Annotated in this window: 21 protein-coding genes; 16 read left to right on the forward strand and 5 right to left on the reverse strand. The window is 71.7% G+C overall.

The window, feature by feature from the left end; translation table 11 throughout:
- The first annotated feature begins 5 nt into the window (after positions 1 to 5).
- A complete protein-coding gene (locus AQJ11_RS20440) occupies positions 6 to 749 on the forward strand; it encodes a nucleotidyltransferase family protein (RefSeq protein WP_059263963.1) in 744 nt (247 codons plus the stop codon).
- 1 nt (position 750) lies between these two features.
- Here AQJ11_RS20440 and AQJ11_RS20445 read toward each other — a convergent pair whose 3' ends face one another.
- From AQJ11_RS20445 to AQJ11_RS20460, 4 genes are read right to left on the reverse strand one after another with little or no spacing between them, the layout of a single operon-like run.
- Positions 751 to 1,761: a COX15/CtaA family protein gene (locus AQJ11_RS20445; protein ID WP_059263964.1), complete on the reverse strand. Its 1,011-nt coding sequence runs from the start codon at positions 1,759 to 1,761 to the stop codon at positions 751 to 753.
- A gap of 59 nt (positions 1,762 to 1,820) precedes the next feature.
- Positions 1,821 to 2,537, reverse strand: a complete 717-nt coding sequence (locus AQJ11_RS20450) for an ABC transporter permease (RefSeq protein WP_059264040.1) — start codon at positions 2,535 to 2,537, stop codon at positions 1,821 to 1,823.
- Between the two features lie 50 nt (positions 2,538 to 2,587).
- The gene (locus tag AQJ11_RS20455) at positions 2,588 to 3,511 is read right to left on the reverse strand and encodes an ABC transporter ATP-binding protein (protein ID WP_058080092.1); all 924 of its coding nucleotides are present in this window, start codon (positions 3,509 to 3,511) and stop codon (positions 2,588 to 2,590) included.
- 31 nt (positions 3,512 to 3,542) lie between these two features.
- On the reverse strand, positions 3,543 to 4,358 hold the full coding sequence (locus tag AQJ11_RS20460; RefSeq protein WP_059263965.1) for an AAC(3) family N-acetyltransferase: 816 nt from the start codon (positions 4,356 to 4,358) through the stop codon (positions 3,543 to 3,545).
- Between the two features lie 182 nt (positions 4,359 to 4,540).
- Here AQJ11_RS20460 and AQJ11_RS20465 point away from each other — a divergent pair, with 182 nt between their 5' ends.
- From AQJ11_RS20465 to dapD, 11 genes are all read left to right on the forward strand, one after another.
- Positions 4,541 to 5,275: a helix-turn-helix transcriptional regulator gene (locus tag AQJ11_RS20465; protein ID WP_014671981.1), complete on the forward strand. Its 735-nt coding sequence runs from the start codon at positions 4,541 to 4,543 to the stop codon at positions 5,273 to 5,275.
- Positions 5,272 to 6,693 carry a Fe-S cluster assembly protein SufB gene (sufB, locus tag AQJ11_RS20470; protein ID WP_014671980.1) on the forward strand — a complete coding sequence of 474 codons (1,422 nt, stop codon included), beginning with the start codon at positions 5,272 to 5,274 and terminating at the stop codon, positions 6,691 to 6,693. The genes AQJ11_RS20465 and sufB overlap by 4 nt, the downstream gene beginning before the upstream one ends.
- A 58-nt stretch (positions 6,694 to 6,751) precedes the next feature.
- A complete protein-coding gene (gene sufD, locus AQJ11_RS20475; RefSeq protein WP_059263966.1) occupies positions 6,752 to 7,936 on the forward strand; it encodes a Fe-S cluster assembly protein SufD in 1,185 nt (394 codons plus the stop codon).
- Positions 7,933 to 8,253, forward strand: coding sequence for a non-heme iron oxygenase ferredoxin subunit (locus tag AQJ11_RS20480; protein ID WP_014671978.1), 321 nt, complete (start codon positions 7,933 to 7,935; stop codon positions 8,251 to 8,253). Before sufD ends, AQJ11_RS20480 begins: the two co-directional genes overlap by 4 nt.
- Before the next feature lie 7 nt (positions 8,254 to 8,260).
- Positions 8,261 to 9,025, forward strand: coding sequence for a Fe-S cluster assembly ATPase SufC (gene sufC / locus AQJ11_RS20485; protein ID WP_014671977.1), 765 nt, complete (start codon positions 8,261 to 8,263; stop codon positions 9,023 to 9,025).
- A complete protein-coding gene (locus AQJ11_RS20490; RefSeq protein ID WP_014671976.1) occupies positions 9,022 to 10,278 on the forward strand; it encodes a cysteine desulfurase in 1,257 nt (418 codons plus the stop codon). The genes sufC and AQJ11_RS20490 overlap by 4 nt, the downstream gene beginning before the upstream one ends.
- 18 nt (positions 10,279 to 10,296) lie before the next feature.
- Positions 10,297 to 10,764 carry a Fe-S cluster assembly sulfur transfer protein SufU gene (gene sufU, locus AQJ11_RS20495; protein ID WP_014671975.1) on the forward strand — a complete coding sequence of 156 codons (468 nt, stop codon included), beginning with the start codon at positions 10,297 to 10,299 and terminating at the stop codon, positions 10,762 to 10,764.
- A complete protein-coding gene (locus tag AQJ11_RS20500; RefSeq protein ID WP_014671974.1) occupies positions 10,761 to 11,093 on the forward strand; it encodes a metal-sulfur cluster assembly factor in 333 nt (110 codons plus the stop codon). The genes sufU and AQJ11_RS20500 overlap by 4 nt, the downstream gene beginning before the upstream one ends.
- A gap of 126 nt (positions 11,094 to 11,219) precedes the next feature.
- Positions 11,220 to 11,543, forward strand: coding sequence for a DMT family transporter (locus tag AQJ11_RS20505; protein ID WP_014671973.1), 324 nt, complete (start codon positions 11,220 to 11,222; stop codon positions 11,541 to 11,543).
- Positions 11,543 to 12,076, forward strand: coding sequence for a TetR/AcrR family transcriptional regulator (locus tag AQJ11_RS20510; protein WP_058080086.1), 534 nt, complete (start codon positions 11,543 to 11,545; stop codon positions 12,074 to 12,076). The genes AQJ11_RS20505 and AQJ11_RS20510 overlap by 1 nt, the downstream gene beginning before the upstream one ends.
- 64 nt (positions 12,077 to 12,140) lie before the next feature.
- Positions 12,141 to 13,127, forward strand: a complete 987-nt coding sequence (dapD, locus tag AQJ11_RS20515; protein ID WP_059263967.1) for a 2,3,4,5-tetrahydropyridine-2,6-dicarboxylate N-succinyltransferase — start codon at positions 12,141 to 12,143, stop codon at positions 13,125 to 13,127.
- Between the two features lie 62 nt (positions 13,128 to 13,189).
- Here dapD and dapA read toward each other — a convergent pair whose 3' ends face one another.
- Positions 13,190 to 14,092, reverse strand: a complete 903-nt coding sequence (gene dapA / locus AQJ11_RS20520) for a 4-hydroxy-tetrahydrodipicolinate synthase (RefSeq protein WP_079082364.1) — start codon at positions 14,090 to 14,092, stop codon at positions 13,190 to 13,192.
- Positions 14,093 to 14,258: 166 nt separating this feature from the next.
- Between dapA and AQJ11_RS49875 the strand changes: the two genes are divergently transcribed.
- From AQJ11_RS49875 to AQJ11_RS20535, 4 genes are read left to right on the forward strand one after another with little or no spacing between them, the layout of a single operon-like run.
- Positions 14,259 to 14,408 (forward strand): hypothetical protein, encoded by a 150-nt coding sequence (locus AQJ11_RS49875; RefSeq protein WP_167360868.1) that lies wholly within the window; start codon positions 14,259 to 14,261, stop codon positions 14,406 to 14,408.
- Positions 14,405 to 15,100 (forward strand): hypothetical protein, encoded by a 696-nt coding sequence (locus AQJ11_RS20525; protein ID WP_059263969.1) that lies wholly within the window; start codon positions 14,405 to 14,407, stop codon positions 15,098 to 15,100. The genes AQJ11_RS49875 and AQJ11_RS20525 overlap by 4 nt, the downstream gene beginning before the upstream one ends.
- A gap of 53 nt (positions 15,101 to 15,153) precedes the next feature.
- Positions 15,154 to 15,573: a phage holin family protein gene (locus AQJ11_RS20530; protein ID WP_014671967.1), complete on the forward strand. Its 420-nt coding sequence runs from the start codon at positions 15,154 to 15,156 to the stop codon at positions 15,571 to 15,573.
- Positions 15,570 to 16,103 carry a DUF3618 domain-containing protein gene (locus tag AQJ11_RS20535; RefSeq protein ID WP_058080083.1) on the forward strand — a complete coding sequence of 178 codons (534 nt, stop codon included), beginning with the start codon at positions 15,570 to 15,572 and terminating at the stop codon, positions 16,101 to 16,103. Before AQJ11_RS20530 ends, AQJ11_RS20535 begins: the two co-directional genes overlap by 4 nt.
- Positions 16,104 to 16,117: the final 14 nt, after the last annotated feature.

Here is a 16,117-nt window from a genome sequence, read left to right on the forward strand (position 1 = left end):
GGCGGATGACGACCGCGTCCCTGCTCGACGGGTTCCTGCACGCCTTGCTGCCCCTGCGGCCCCGCGCCGTCTGGGCGCACGGCTCACTGGCCGGCGGCGACTACCAGGAGGGCCGCAGCGACCTCGACCTGATCGCCGTCCTGCCGGGCCCGCTGACCCTGGGGACCGTACGGCGGCTCGTGGCGCTGCACCGCGGGCGGCGCGGGGAACCCCTCGCGGCCAAGCTCCATTGCAGCTACCTCACACCGGCCACCCTGCACGACGCGGACCGCTCGCACCTCACCTGGGCACACGAACGGGTGATGCGCCGCCCGGTCACCCCCGTCACCCGGCGCGAGCTGCTCGCCTTCGGACGGGTGCTGTACGGCGAGGCCCCGGTGGCGCTGCTCCCGCCGGTGCCGGACGGGCAGCTGGCCGACTTCGTCGTACGCGACCAGCGCGACTACTGGCGGCCGGCGGTGGACAAGGCCCGGCTGTGGCGGCAGGACATCTGGGTCGACCTGGGCCTGCTGACCTTCGCCCGCGCCACCGTGACCCTGCGCGAGGGCCGGCTGATCTCCAAGCGGGAGGCCCTGGCGGAGCTCGCGGCGCTGGGCGCTCCGGCGGAGGTCGTCGAGGACGTCACCCGCCGCCGCTACGCCGTCCCGGCCCCCGCCCCGGCGCCGGCCGACTGGCCCGCCCGCCGGGCCGGGCTGACCCGCGCCTACCTGGGGCCGGCGATCGACGCCCTCGTCACCACGTACGGATGACTCAGGCGCGGGTGCCGACCGGCACCTCGGCCGCCGGTCCCGGCAGGTCCAGGGCGGCCTCCGGGCGCTCGCGCAGCGACAGCAGGACGCGCAGGGTGGCGATCCAGATCAGGCACGAGCCGAGCATGTGCAGGGCGACCAGGACCTCGGGCAGGTGCGTGAAGTACTGCACGTAACCGATCACGCCCTGGGCCAGCAGCACCACGAACAGCTCGCGGGTCCGGGCCAGGGGGCCCTTCGGGGCGTCGACCGCCTTCAGGACGAACCACAGGGCGAACGTCAGCGTCACCACGATCCACGCGAGCACCGCGTGCAGCTTGGCGACCGTCTCCCAGTCGATCGGGATGCGGTCGACCTCGCTGGAGTCGCCGGCGTGCGGCCCGGCCCCGGTCACCACCGTGCCGACCGCGATGAGCAGCACGGACGCCAGCACCAGGAACCACACGAGCTGCCGCACCGCCTGGCCGACCAGCGGACGCGGCGCCCCGTCGCCCTCCCGCGCGCGCTGCCACATCACCGTGGCGATGGCGATCAGGGCGGTGGAGAGCAGGAAGTGCGCGGCGACGGTGTACGGGTTGAGGCCGACCAGGACGACGATGCCGCCGAGCACGGCGTTGCCCATGACCACCCAGAACTGGGCCCAGCCCAGCCGGGTCAGGCCGCGCCGCCACGGCTTCTCGGCCCGGGCGGCGATGATCGCCCAGCCGACGGCCGCGCACAGCACGTACGTCAGCATGCGGTTGCCGAACTCGACGACCCCGTGGAAGCCCATGGCCCGGGTGGTGGTCAGGGAGTCGTCGGTGCAGGTGGGCCAGGTCGGGCAGCCGAGGCCCGAACCGGTCAGGCGGACGGCGCCGCCGGTCACGACGATCACCACCGACATCACGAGCGCGGCGAGCGCCGCCCGCCGGACGGTCCGGGGATCCGGGGTCCAGTGGTCGGCGATGAAGGCGAGCGGGTTGCGCAGGGCGGCTTCGGCGTCGGCGCGGTTCAGCTTTGGCACGCGCACCATCGTAGGCCGCCGCTTGTGCACGCGTTCACGAGGGTCCGCCCCGGCGCGTGCGGCATCCGTCACTCCCAGCGGAAGAACTTCCCGGCCGCGGCGAGGCCGGCCACCGCCCAGACGGCGAGAATCCCCAGGTCGCCCCAGGGCATGCCGGCGCCGTGCTGGAGCACGTCCCGCAGGCCGTCCGACAGGGCGGAGATCGGCAGCAGGCCGAGGACCTGTTCACCCGTCGAGCCGAACTTCTCCAGCGGCACGATGACCCCGCCGCCGACGAGCAGCAGCAGGAAGACCAGGTTCGCGGCGGCCAGCGTCGCCTCCGCCTTCAGCGTGCCCGCCATCAGCAGGCCGAGCCCGGAGAAGGCGGCGGTGCCGACGACGAGCAGCAGCAGGACGGCGGCGGGGTTGCCGTGCGGGGACCAGCCCAGCGCGAAGGCGATGACGGTCAGCAGGACGACCTGGAGGACCTCCGTGACCAGCACGGACGCCGTCTTCGCGGTCATCAGGGCCCAGCGGGGCAGTGGCGAGGAGGCGAGCCGTTTCAGGACGCCGTAGCGGCGCTCGAAGCCGGTGGCGATGGCCTGGCCGGTGAACGCCGTCGACATCACGGCCAGGGCCAGGACGCCGGGGGCGAGGAAGTCGACGGCCTCGCCCTTGCCGGTGTCCACGATGTCGACCGAGCTGAAGAGCACCAGCAGCAGGGTCGGGATGACGACCGTCAGCAGCAGCTGCTCGCCGTTGCGCAGCAGCATCTTCGTCTCCAGCGCCGCCTGCGCCGCGATCATGCGGGGGAGCGGGGCGGCTCCGGGCTTCGGGGTGTACGTACCCGCCGTGGTCACGAGCGCAGCTCCTTGCCGGTCAGCTCCAGGAAGACGTCCTCCAGCGTGTGCCGCTCCACCGAGATCCGGTCGGGCATCACCCCGTGCTGGGCGCACCAGGACGTCACCGTGGCCAGCAGCTGGGGGTCGACCTTGCCGACGACCCGGTAGGAGCCCGGGGTCAGCTCGGCGGCCGTGCAGTCGGCCGGCAGCGCCTTGAGCAGGGAGCCGACGTCGAGGCCGGGCCGGCCGGTGAAGCGCAGGGTGTTCTCGGCGCCGCCCTTGCACAGCTCCTCCGGGGAGCCCTGGGCGATGACCCGGCCGCCGTCGATGATCGCGACGTCGTCGGCGAGCTGCTCGGCCTCGTCCATGTGGTGCGTGGTGAGGATCACCGAGACGCCGTCGGCGCGCAGGTCCCGCACCAGGTCCCAGGTGGCCCGGCGGGCCTGTGGGTCGAGGCCGGCGGTCGGCTCGTCCAGGAACACCAGCTCCGGGCGGCCCACGACGGCCATGGCGAGCGCGAGCCGCTGCTGCTGGCCGCCGGAGAGCCGGCGGTAGCCGGTCCGGCCGCAGGAGCCGAGGCCGAGGCGTTCGACGAGGGCGTCGACGTCCAGCGGGTGGGCGTGCAGCTTCGCCATGTGGCGCAGCATCTCCTCCGCCCGGGCACCGGAGTACACGCCTCCGGACTGGAGCATCACGCCGATGCGGGGACGCAGCTCGGCGGACTGCCGTACCGGGTCCAGGCCCAGGACGCGCACCGTGCCGGAATCCGGCTTCCGGTACCCCTCGCAGGTCTCGACCGTGGTCGTCTTCCCCGCCCCGTTGGGGCCGAGTACAGCGGTCACGCCCGGCTGGGCCACCAGGTCGAGGCCGTCCACCGCGGTCTTCGTGCCGTACCGCTTCACCAAGGCCTGGACCTGGACCACCGGCTCACTTCGCATGGGTCCAGAGTCTAGGTACGCCGTCCGGCCCTCAGGCGCGGGGGTGGCGGAAGTCCTCCTCACGGGGCCGGTGCAGGGGCAGCCACCGCTGGGCGTAGGCCACGGCGTCCGCCACCGGGAACAGCCGGACGTCCGCCGCCCCCACCCTTCCCCGCACGACCGGCCGGTCCCGCTCGAAGTCGTGCCCCAGCTCGTCGAACCGGTCGGAGGTGATCGAGACCTCGGTCACCGTCTCCCAGCCGCCGCCGGCCGCGGGCCGCCCGACCTCCACGCGGGGCGCGGGTATCCGGTACTCGGCGAGGTGGAAGGCGGTGCAGGCGTCGTAGCCCGCGCCCAGCAGCAGCACCCGGGCGCCCAGCTCCTCCAGCCGGGCGAGGGGGCTCCGCTCACCGAGCCGGCAGTCGGTGGCGTGGCCGTCGGTGATCTCCCGCGCGCGGGGGCCGACGGCGGCGAAGGAGGTCTGCGGGTGGGCGCTGCGCCGGGCGCCCGGCCAGGTGCGCACGGTCTCCGGGACGACGCCGACCCCGAGGGAGGGGGTGATCAGCGGGTCGTACGGCGGCATGGTGGCGCGGATGCGGTCCCACCACTCCTCGGGAACGGGAGGGTTCACCCAGACGGCCGGATCGCAGTGGCCGCCCGTCTGGGTGGGGACGACGAGCGTGCCCGAGGGGCCGAGCGCGTCCAGGAGCCCTTGGACGACCGCGACCGCGCCTCCGTTGACCCAGCCGAGGGAGCTGAGCGAGGTGTGCGCCAGAAGGGTCTCACCGGTCTCGACGCCGAGCAGTCCCAGCTGTGCGGCGATGTCGTCCCGGGTGACAAGAGGGCCGGTCGGAGGGGGTGTGGGCATGGTCCGGGAGTCTCCCGGACGGGCGCGCGGCGCGCCACCGAATTGCCCCTGCCGCCGGCCGGGCGATCGATCGGATGATCGTTTCCGCAGGTCAGATTAGGTATGCCTAAGTGACGCAGGGCACCGTCGGGTGATCCGGACGCCGCTTGTCAGGCTCCGCGGAATTACGCAACAATGGCGTTGTGAAAAACGTCGGCGAGGCTCGGGAGACCCCCACGGGGGCCCCTCAGGAGGAGCTAGCGACCGGTGAGCGCTCGACGCGCAACCGGGTCGCGCGGTCCATCCTGGACCACGGGCCGTCGACCGTCGCCGAACTCGCCGGCCGGCTGGGACTGACCCAGGCGGCCGTCCGGCGTCACCTGGACGCGCTGGTCGCCGACGACGTCGTCGAGGCCCGCGAGCAGCGGGTGTACGGCACGCGCACGCGCGGGCGCCCCGCGAAGGTCTTCGCGCTCACCGACTGCGGCCGGGACGCCTTCGACCAGTCGTACGACAAGCTCGCCGTGGACGCGCTGCGCTGGATCGCCGAGCAGGGGGGCGGCCCCGAGGCGGTCGCCGCCTTCGCCCGCGCCCGGATCGCCGCCCAGGCGGGCGCGTACCGCGAGGCGGTCGAGTCCGTGAGCCCCGAGAAACGCGCCGAAGCGCTGGCCAAGGCCCTGAGCGCCGACGGGTACGCTGCTACGGCGCGCAGCGCACCGGTCGGCGAGCAGCTCTGCCAGCACCACTGCCCGGTCGCCCACGCCGCGGAACAGTTCCCGCAGCTGTGCGAGGCGGAGACCGAGATCTTCGCCGAGCTGCTGGGCACCCACGTCCAACGACTGGCGACCATCGCGCACGGCGACGGCGTCTGCACGACGTTCATCCCCAAGATTTCCACTGACGCACCTGCAAGCACGGCCGGGAGGAACCCCGCATGACTCTCCCCACGGAGACTGCCCACCCTGAGCTGGAGGGCCTGGGCAAGTACGAATACGGCTGGGCCGACTCCGACGTGGCCGGTGCCTCCGCCAGGCGCGGCCTCAACGAGGACGTCGTCCGCGACATCTCGGGCAAGAAGTCCGAGCCGGAGTGGATGACGAAGCTGCGCCTGAAGGGCCTGAAGCTCTTCGAGAAGAAGCCGATGCCGAACTGGGGCTCCGACCTCTCCGGGATCGACTTCGACAACATCAAGTACTTCGTGCGCTCCACGGAGAAGCAGGCGGAGTCCTGGGAGGACCTGCCCGAGGACATCAAGAACACCTACGACAAGCTGGGCATCCCGGAGGCCGAGAAGCAGCGCCTCGTCGCCGGTGTCGCCGCCCAGTACGAGTCGGAGGTCGTCTACCACCAGATCCGCGAGGACCTGGAGGAGCAGGGCGTCATCTTCCTCGACACCGACACCGCGCTGAAGGAGCACCCGGAGCTCTTCAAGGAGTACTTCGGCACGGTCATCCCGGCCGGCGACAACAAGTTCGCCGCGCTGAACACCGCCGTGTGGTCCGGCGGCTCCTTCATCTACGTCCCGAAGGGCGTCCACGTCGAGATCCCGCTCCAGGCCTACTTCCGCATCAACACGGAGAACATGGGCCAGTTCGAGCGGACCTTGATCATCGTCGACGAGGGTGCCTACGTCCACTACGTCGAGGGCTGCACCGCGCCGATCTACAAGTCGGACTCGCTGCACTCCGCGGTGGTCGAGATCATCGTCAAGAAGAACGCCCGCTGCCGTTACACGACCATCCAGAACTGGTCGAACAACGTCTACAACCTGGTCACCAAGCGCGCCGTGGCCTACGAGGGCGCGACCATGGAGTGGATCGACGGCAACATCGGCTCCAAGGTGACGATGAAGTACCCGGCCGTCTACCTGATGGGCGAGCACGCCAAGGGCGAGACCCTGTCCATCGCCTTCGCGGGCGAGGGCCAGCACCAGGACGCGGGCGCCAAGATGGTCCACATGGCGCCGAACACGTCGTCCAACATCGTCTCGAAGTCGGTCGCGCGCGGTGGCGGTCGTACGTCCTACCGTGGTCTGATCGAGATCGGCGAGGGCGCCGCCGGGTCGAAGTCGAACGTGCTGTGCGACGCGCTGCTGGTCGACACCATCTCCCGGTCGGACACGTACCCGTACGTCGACGTCCGCGAGGACGACGTGTCCATGGGCCACGAGGCCACCGTCTCCAAGGTCTCCGAGGACCAGCTCTTCTACCTGATGAGCCGCGGCCTCTCCGAGGACGAGGCGATGGCGATGATCGTGCGCGGCTTCGTCGAGCCGATCGCCAAGGAACTGCCCATGGAGTACGCGCTGGAACTCAACCGGCTGATCGAGCTGCAGATGGAGGGCGCGGTCGGTTAACCACCGGACCGCACCACCCGTCAAGCCCACACGTAAGAAAGCGAGCATTACGACAGCCATGGCTGAGGCCCAGAACATCCCGGTGGGTTCCACCACCGCCGGCTCGATCGCGGTCGCCGCGGAGTCGACCGTCGTCTCGCGCATGAGCGCGCCCCCGTCCTTCGACGTCGCGGACTTCCCGGTCCCGCACGGCCGTGAGGAGGAGTGGCGGTTCACCCCGCTGGAGCGCCTGCGCGGCCTGCACGACGGCACCGCCGTCGCGAACGGCGACGGCGTGAAGGTCGACGTCCAGGCCCCCGAGGGCGTCACCGTCGAGGCCGTCGGCCGCGACGACGCGCGCCTCGGCAAGGCGGGCACCCCGGTGGACCGCGTCGCGGCCCAGGCGTACTCCGCCTTCGAGAAGGCCTCGGTCGTGACCGTCCCCAAGGAGACCGTCCTCACCGAGCCGATCCGCATCGCCGTGCACGGCCGGGGCGGCACCGCCTTCGGCCACCAGGTGATCGAGCTGGGCGCCTTCGCCGAGGCCGTCGTGGTCATCGACCACACCGGTGACGCGGTGCTCGCCGCCAACGTCGACTACGTCCTCGGGGACGGTGCCAAGCTGACCGTCGTCTCCGTCCAGGACTGGGACGACAAGGCCGTCCACGTCGCCCAGCACAACGCGCTGGTCGGCCGGGACGCCTCCTTCAAGTCCGTGGTCGTGACCTTCGGCGGTGACGTGGTCCGCCTGCACCCGCGGGTGGAGTACGCCGGCCCCGGCGGCGAGGCCGAGCTGTTCGGTCTGTACTTCACCGACGCCGGGCAGCACCAGGAGCACCGCCTGCTGGTCACCCACAACACCCCGCACTGCAAGTCGAACGTCGTCTACAAGGGCGCCCTCCAGGGTGACGACGCGCACGCGGTCTGGATCGGTGACGTGCTCATCGAGGCCAAGGCCGAGGGCACGGACACCTACGAGATGAACCGCAACCTGGTCCTCACGGACGGCGCGCGCGTCGACTCGGTGCCGAACCTGGAGATCGAGACCGGCGAGATCGTCGGCGCCGGGCACGCCTCCGCCACCGGCCGCTTCGACGACGAGCAGCTCTTCTACCTGATGGCCCGCGGCATCCCGGAGCACGAGGCCCGCCGCCTGGTGGTCCGCGGCTTCTTCGCCGAGCTGGTCCAGCAGATCGGTGTCGCCGACATCGAGGAGCGCCTGCTCGCCAAGATCGAGGAAGAGCTGGAGGCTTCGGTCGCATGACGTCGTTCGTACGCGCCTGTGGGCTGAGCGAGCTGGAGGAGGACACCCCGAAGCGGGTGGAACTCGACGGCACGCCGGTCTCGGTCGTGAAGACCGAGGGCGAGGTGTTCGCGATCTACGACATCTGCTCGCACGCGAACGTCTCCCTCTCCGAGGGCGAGGTGGAGGACTGCCAGATCGAGTGCTGGCTGCACGGCTCAGCCTTCGACCTGCGCACCGGCAAGCCGTCCGGCCTCCCCGCGACGCGCCCCGTCCCCGTATACCCCGTAAAGATCGAAGGGGACGACGTTCTCGTCTCCCTCACCCAGGAGTCCTGAGGCACCCATGGCAACGCTTGAAATCCGAGACCTGCACGTCACCGTCGAGGCCGACAACGCCACGAAGGAGATCCTCAAGGGCGTCGACCTCACCGTGAAGCAGGGCGAGACGCACGCCATCATGGGCCCCAACGGCTCCGGCAAGTCGACCCTCGCCTACTCCCTCGCGGGTCACCCGAAGTACACGATCACCGGCGGCACCGTCACCCTGGACGGCGAGGACGTCCTGGAGATGTCCGTCGACGAGCGCGCCCGCGCGGGCCTGTTCCTGGCGATGCAGTACCCGGTCGAGGTCCCCGGCGTCTCGGTCTCCAACTTCCTGCGCACCTCCGCCACCGCCATCCGCGGCGAGGCCCCCAAGCTGCGCACCTGGGTGAAGGAGGTCAAGGAGGCCATGGAGCGCCTCAACATGGACCCGTCCTTCGCCGAGCGCAACGTCAACGAGGGCTTCTCCGGCGGTGAGAAGAAGCGCCACGAGATCCTCCAGCTGGAGCTGCTCAAGCCGAAGGTCGCGATCCTGGACGAGACCGACTCCGGTCTGGACGTCGACGCGCTGCGCATCGTCTCCGAGGGCGTCAACCGCGTCCGCGAGTCCGGCGAGGTCGGCACCCTGCTGATCACGCACTACACGCGCATCCTGCGCTACATCAAGCCCGACCACGTCCACGTGTTCGCCGGTGGCCGCATCGTCGAGTCCGGCGGCCCGGAGCTCGCGGACAAGCTGGAGAACGAGGGCTACGAGGCATACGTGAAGGGTGGCGCATCCGCGTGACACAGCTGCCGGGCCTCCTCGACGTCGAGGCGATCCGCAAGGACTTCCCCGTTCTGGACCGAGTCGTCCACGACGGCAAGAAGCTCGTGTACCTGGACAACGCGGCGACCTCGCAGAAGCCGCGCCAGGTACTGGACGCCCTGAGCGAGTACTACGAGCGCTACAACGCCAACGTCCACCGCGGTGTGCATGTGCTCGCCGAGGAGGCCACGGCGCTGTACGAGGGCGCGCGCGACAAGGTCGCCGCGTTCGTCAACGCGCCGAGCCGCGACGAGGTGATCTTCACCAAGAACGCCTCCGAGTCGCTGAACCTCGTGGCGAACATGCTGGGCTGGGCCGACGAGCCCTACCGGGTGGACCACGAGACCGAGATCGTCATCACGGAGATGGAGCACCACTCCAACATCGTGCCGTGGCAGCTGCTCGCGCAGCGCACGGGCGCGAAGCTGAAGTGGTTCGGCCTCACCGACGACGGCCGGCTCGACCTGTCGAACATCGACGAGATCATCACCGAGAAGACGAAGATCGTCTCCTTCGTGCTGGTGTCCAACATCCTGGGCACGGTCAACCCGGTCGAGACCATAATCCGCCGCGCCCAGGAGGTCGGCGCGCTCGTCTGCATCGACGCCTCCCAGGCCGCCCCGCACATGCCGCTGGACGTGCAGGCCCTCCAGGCCGACTTCGTGGCCTTCACCGGCCACAAGATGTGCGGCCCGACCGGCATCGGCGTCCTCTGGGGCCGCCAGGAGCTGCTGGAGGACCTGCCCCCGTTCCTCGGCGGCGGCGAGATGATCGAGACGGTCTCGATGCACTCCTCGACGTACGCCCCCGCCCCGCACAAGTTCGAGGCGGGCACGCCCCCGATCGCCCAGGCGGTCGGCCTCGGCGCGGCGATCGACTACCTCCAGTCGATCGGCATGGACAAGATCCTCGCCCATGAGCACGCGCTGACGGAGTACGCGGTGCGGCGCCTGACGGAGGTTCCCGACCTGCGGATCATCGGCCCGACGACGGCCGAGGACCGCGGGGCGGCGATCTCCTTCACGCTCGGGGACATCCACCCGCACGACGTGGGCCAGGTGCTGGACGAGCAGGGCATCGCGGTCCGGGTCGGCCACCACTGCGCCCGTCCGGTCTGCCTCCGCTACGGAATTCCTGCGACCACGCGAGCGTCGTTCTACCTGTACTCCTCGCCGGCCGAGATCGATGCTCTGGTCGACGGCCTGGAGCACGTACGGAACTTCTTCGGCTGAGAGGCGTGAGCTGACACCGTGAAGCTGGACTCGATGTACCAGGACGTCATCCTGGACCACTACAAGAACCCGCACGGGCGTGGTCTGAGGGATGGCGACGCCGAGGTGCACCATGTGAACCCGACCTGCGGCGACGAGATCACCCTGCGCGTGAGGTACGACGGCACGAGGATCGAGGACGTCTCGTACGAGGGCCAGGGCTGCTCGATCAGCCAGGCGAGCGCCTCCGTGCTCAACGAGCTCCTCGTCGGCAAGGACCTGGCCGAGGCGCAGAAGATCCAGGAGACCTTCCTGGAGCTGATGCAGTCCAAGGGCAGGATCGAGCCCGACGACGCGATGGAGGAGGTCCTGGAGGACGCGGTCGCGTTCGCCGGTGTCTCCAAGTACCCCGCGCGGGTCAAGTGCGCCCTCCTGAGCTGGATGGCGTGGAAGGACGCGACGGCCCAGGCGCTGGGTGGCGCCGACGCCGAAAGGAAGACGGCATGACCGACACCGCAGAGATGAAGCCGGTCTCGGAGGAAGAACTCCGCGAGGCCCTGATGGACGTGGTCGACCCCGAGCTGGGCATCGACGTCGTCAACCTCGGCCTGATCTACGGCATCCACATCGACGACTCCAACGTGGCCACCATCGACATGACCTTGACCTCGGCGGCCTGCCCGCTGACGGACGTCATCGAGGACCAGGCCAAGTCCGCCACGGACGGCCTCGTCAACGAACTGCGCATCAACTGGGTCTGGATGCCGCCGTGGGGTCCCGACAAGATCACGGACGACGGCCGCGAGCAGCTCCGGGCGCTCGGGTTCAACGTCTGACACACAGCCTGTGACAGGGGCCGTGGCCAAGTGCCACGGCCCCTTTCGCGTGCTCGGGCGGCACCGGAAGCCGGTGGGGTCTCTCGCCGGGTACGGCCGTACGCGTCGTTGTGTACGCTCGTACATATGGGGTATCTGCTGCTCTCCGGCGCCATCGCCGCCGAGGTCGCCGCCACGACGGCGATGAAGTACAGCGAGGGATTCAGCCGGCTGTGGCCCTCGCTCGTGACCGCCGTGGGGTACGTCGTCTCCTTCGCGCTGCTCGCCCGGACGCTGAAGACCGTCCAGATCGGTACGGCGTACGCGATCTGGTCCGGCGTGGGCACCGCGACCATCGCCGTCCTCGGTCTGCTGCTGTTCGGCGAGGGGCTCAGCGCGACCAAGGTCGCCGGGATCGTGCTGATCATCGGCGGAGTGGTGGTGCTGAACCTGGGCGGGGCGACGCACTGATGCCGCGCCGCTACGACCCCGGGCGCCGGCAGCGGATCATCGACGCGGCGATCCGCGTGGTCGGCCGGGACGGCATCGCGGGGCTGAGCCACCGTACGGTCGCCGCCGAGGCGGACGTACCGCTCGGCTCCACGACGTACCACTTCGCCACCCTCGAAGAGCTGCTGGTGGCCGCGCTGCGGCAGGCGAACGAGGGGTTCGGCCGGGTGCTGGCCGAGCTGCTGCCGGAGGGCGGCGACGGCGACCTCGCCGCGGATCTCGCCCGTGCGCTCGGGAAGTGGCTGGCGGGCGAGCGCACCGGGGTGGAGCTGGAGTACGAGCTGTACCTGGCCGCGCTGCGCCGCCCCGCGCTGCGTCCCGTCGCCGCCGAGTGGACCGAGCAGGGAGCCGCGCTGCTGGCCCGCCGCACCGACCCGGTCACGGCGCGGGCCCTGCTCGCGCTGATGGACGGCATCTGCCTCCAGGTGCTGCTGACGGGCGGTTCCTACGACGAGGAGTACGCGCGCGCCACGCTGGCTCGGCTGATCCCCTGAACCCGCGCCCGGCACGTGAGACGCGGTTCGCCCTCACCACCCCGCCCACGTTAGGTTTTCTCCCATGACCGAGTCTGCAACCCGTACCACCGGCGCCGTCGCCGCCGGCCTCGCCACGATCGCCTCCGACGGCACCGTTCTCGACACCTGGTTCCCGGCCCCCGAGCTGGTCGAGGAGCCGGGTCCGGCCGGCACCGAGCGGCTGAGCGCCGAGCAGGCGGCCGAGCTGCTGGGCGGCGGCGCGACCGCGGCGACCGGCCCGGACGCCCGCCGGGGCGTCGAGGTGGTCGCGGTCCGCACGGTCATCGCCTCGCTGGAGGAGAAGCCGGTCGACGCCCACGACGTCTACCTGCGCCTGCACCTGCTCTCGCACCGCCTGGTCAAGCCGCACGGCCAGAACCTGGACGGCATCTTCGGCCACCTCGCCAACGTCGCCTGGACCTCGCTCGGCCCGGTCGCCGTGGACGACATCGAGAAGGTGCGCCTGAACGCCCGCGCCGAGGGCCTGCACCTCCAGGTGACCTCGATCGACAAGTTCCCGCGCATGACGGACTACGTCGCCCCGAAGGGCGTGCGCATCGCCGACGCCGACCGGGTCCGCCTCGGCGCGCACCTCGCGGCGGGCACCACGGTCATGCACGAGGGCTTCGTCAACTTCAACGCCGGCACCCTCGGCACCTCCATGGTCGAGGGCCGGATCTCCGCGGGCGTCGTGGTCGGCGACGGCTCGGACATCGGCGGCGGCGCCTCCACCATGGGCACCCTGTCCGGCGGCGGCAACGTGATCATCTCCATCGGCGAGCGGTGCCTGATCGGCGCCGAGGCGGGCGTCGGCATCGCGCTCGGCGACGAGTGCGTGGTCGAGGCCGGCCTGTACATCACCGCGGGCACCCGCATCACCATGCCCGACGGCCAGATCGTCAAGGCCCGGGAGCTGAACGGCGCCTCCAACATCCTCTTCCGCCGCAACTCGGTCACCGGCACGGTCGAGGCCCGCCCGAACAACGCGGTCTGGGGCGGCCTGAACGACATCCTGCACAGCCACAACTGACGCACCGCGTCCGGCTGCTGGTCGCGCGGTTTCCCGCGCGTCTTCGGGGCGCACCGCGCGGATCAGCCCGCGGTGAGCGCCCGGTACGCCGTCAGCAGTCCGTCGGCCGTCTCCCGGTCGGCGGGCAGCAGGGGGGCGCGGACCGGGCCCGCGGGCAGGCCGAGGCGGGCGAGGAGGGCCTTCGCGGTGACCGTGCCGGGCAGGCCCGCGCCCATCATCGCCTCGGTCAACGGGGTCACGGCCCGCTGGAGTCCGGCCGCGCGGGCGGTGTCGCCGGCGTCGAACGCGGCCAGGATCGCGGCGACCCGGTCCGGTACGGCGTTCGCGACCGTGCTCACGCACCCCGCCGCGCCGACCGCGTACAGCGCCAGTACGTGCTCGTCGCAGCCGGCGTAGTACGCCAGCTCCGTGCGCCGAAGCACCTTCAGGGTGCCGAGGAAGTCGTAGGAGCAGTCCTTGACGGCCACGATCCGCGGGTGGTCCGCGAGGCGGATCATCGTGTCCGGCTCGATCCGGGTGCCCGTGCGGCCCGGGATGTCGTAGAGCATCACCGGCAGGTCGCTCGCGTCGGCGACCTGGCGGAAGTGGGCGGCCACGGCCTCCTGCGGGGGTCGGCTGTAGTACGGCGTCACCACCAGGACACCGTCGGCGCCCGCCTTCCCGGCCGCCCGCGCCAGCTCCACCGTGTGCCGGGTGTCGGACGTGCCCACGCCCGTGACCAGCGCGGCCCGGTCGCCGACCGCCTCCCGCACGGCCGCGACCATCCGCGCCTTCTCCCCGTCGGTGGTGGTCGGCGACTCGCCGGTGGTGCCGCCCAGGACCAGGCCGTCACAGCCCCGCGCCACCAGGTGCGCGGCCAGCCGCTGGGCGCCGTCCAGGTCGAGGGCGCCCTCCTCGGTGAACGGCGTGATCATGGCGCAGAGGGTGCGGCCGAAGGGAGCGGGCCTACGGGTACTCGTCGTCATGGGAGTAGTCTCGGCAGCACCTTCGTGAAGCTCTACTTAATTCTCCTACGCAATATCAGTAAGAGTTGCTAATTCCTTGCCGGGATGGACGGAGGCCCTGTGTCCAACTCGGCACTTCATGGGTCACTATGGCCGTAGGGTCACCGACGTCTGTCATGGAGGCACCATGAAGCTCGGCAAGGCACTGGCCACCGGAGTCGCGGAGGAACGGCCGCTCGTCCAGGAGGAGAAGCCGCAGGTCCCCGAGGAGACCGTCCGCACGAACGCGGTCGAACCGGCCGGGGCGGCCCGCGAAGAGGTCCCGGCCGCCCGATGAGGCTGCGGCTCCCGGCGGAACGCCCGACGGAGCCGCCGACCGGCTACAAGATCGCCCACCCGGTGCTGTCCCAGGACGGCACCCGGGCCGGGTTCACGGGTGTGTCGCTCGGCGGCGCGCTGCCGTACGGCGTCCTGGACGACGCCTCCTGCGTCTACGGCTTCCGGCACCGCCCGCCCGCGCGCCGCTGCGACTGCGGTTTCCACTGCGTGCACGACCGGGCGGCGGCCGAGGCCCTGCTGTGCACCGCCGACCACCGCGCGGCCGTCCTGCTGGAGGTCTCCGTCCTCGGCGCCTACATCCGCTTCGAGCGCGGCTTCCGCTACGCCCGGCAGCGGGTGCGCACGGCCACGGCCGGGCCGTGTGGCTGCGGCGCCGGTGCCGTCGCGCTGGCCGACGCCGGCTGGGGCCGGCCGGGCTGGCGGGTCCTCGCACCCGTCTGCGGGGGCTGCCTGCGCGGGCGCGCGCCGGTCCCGTTCGAGGGGTTCGCCCGGCTGGCCGGACACGGGCTCCGGGTGGTCGCGGGTGTCGGCGGTACGGCCCCCGCAGCCGACGGGTTGACCGCGGGCGGCGAGCCGGGCGTACCCGAACTCGTGGCCGAGGCTGCCCTGTTGCAGGCCCGCCTGGACTGGTTCCAGTCCCAACTCGCGCGGCTCGGCGAACGCGGGCCCGGCGGCACCGGGCAGGGCTAACGACCTTCGGCCCGGGTACCCGGGGGTTCCGCACTGAGAGGAGGCGGAACGCCGTGACCGTGACCTCGCACACCCGGCCCGCGGCCGACGGGCACCCCTCCACGGGCGAACTCGTCGGCCGGGCCACCGAACAGCTCTCCCGGCTGCTGCGGCAGGAGGTCGCCCTCGCCAAGGAGGAGCTGACCGAGAAAGGACGCCGGGCCGGACGCGGCGGCGGCCTGCTGGGCGCCGCCGGCGCCGTCGGCTACGTCGGCCTGATCACCCTGGCCGGAGCGGCCACCGCCGCCCTCTCCCTGGCACTGCCCGTGTGGGCGGCGGCGCTGATCGTGGCAGCGGTGTTCTTCGCCGTCGCCGGCCTGCTGGCCGCGACCGGCCGCGCCCAGCTGCGCCGCGCCGCCCCGCCCACGCCCGAGAAGACCCTCGGCAGTGTCAGGGCGGACGTCGACGCCATCAGGGAAAGGGCACACCGATGACGCACAGGAACCCGCACGGCTCGGGCGCCAAGGGCCCCGACGAGCTCCGGCGGCAGATCGAACACACCCGGAACCAGCTCGGCGACACCGTCGCCCAGCTGGTGGACCGGGTCGATGTGAAGGGCCGGGCGCGGGCGCGCGCCGCCGACCTGAGGGACAAGGCCGGCGCCATGACCGTCCAGCTGCGCGCCGGCGCCGCCCAGGCGGGGCACGGCGTGCAGGACCGGGCGGCCAAGGCGGGCCACCTGGTCCAGGACCGCGCCGCGCGGGCCGGCCACACCGCGCAGGAACGGATGACCAAGGCCGGGCACCTGGTGCAGGAACAGGCCGGACACGGCCGGCACGCCCTGCGGGACCGGGCGACCCACGCCGGTCACACCATGGAGCACGACGCGCGGGTGCCGCGCCCGGTGCGGTCCGCCGTGAGCGCCGCGATGCGGCACCCCCGGCCGGCACTGCTGATCGGCGCGGCGGGCGCCGCCGTCATCGGCGCGGCCGTGATCTGGCGCCGCGTCGACCGCTGCCGGTGAGCCCCTGCCGCCGG

Source organism: Streptomyces corchorusii (assembly GCF_001514055.1).
Lineage (GTDB): Bacteria > Actinomycetota > Actinomycetes > Streptomycetales > Streptomycetaceae > Streptomyces > Streptomyces olivaceoviridis.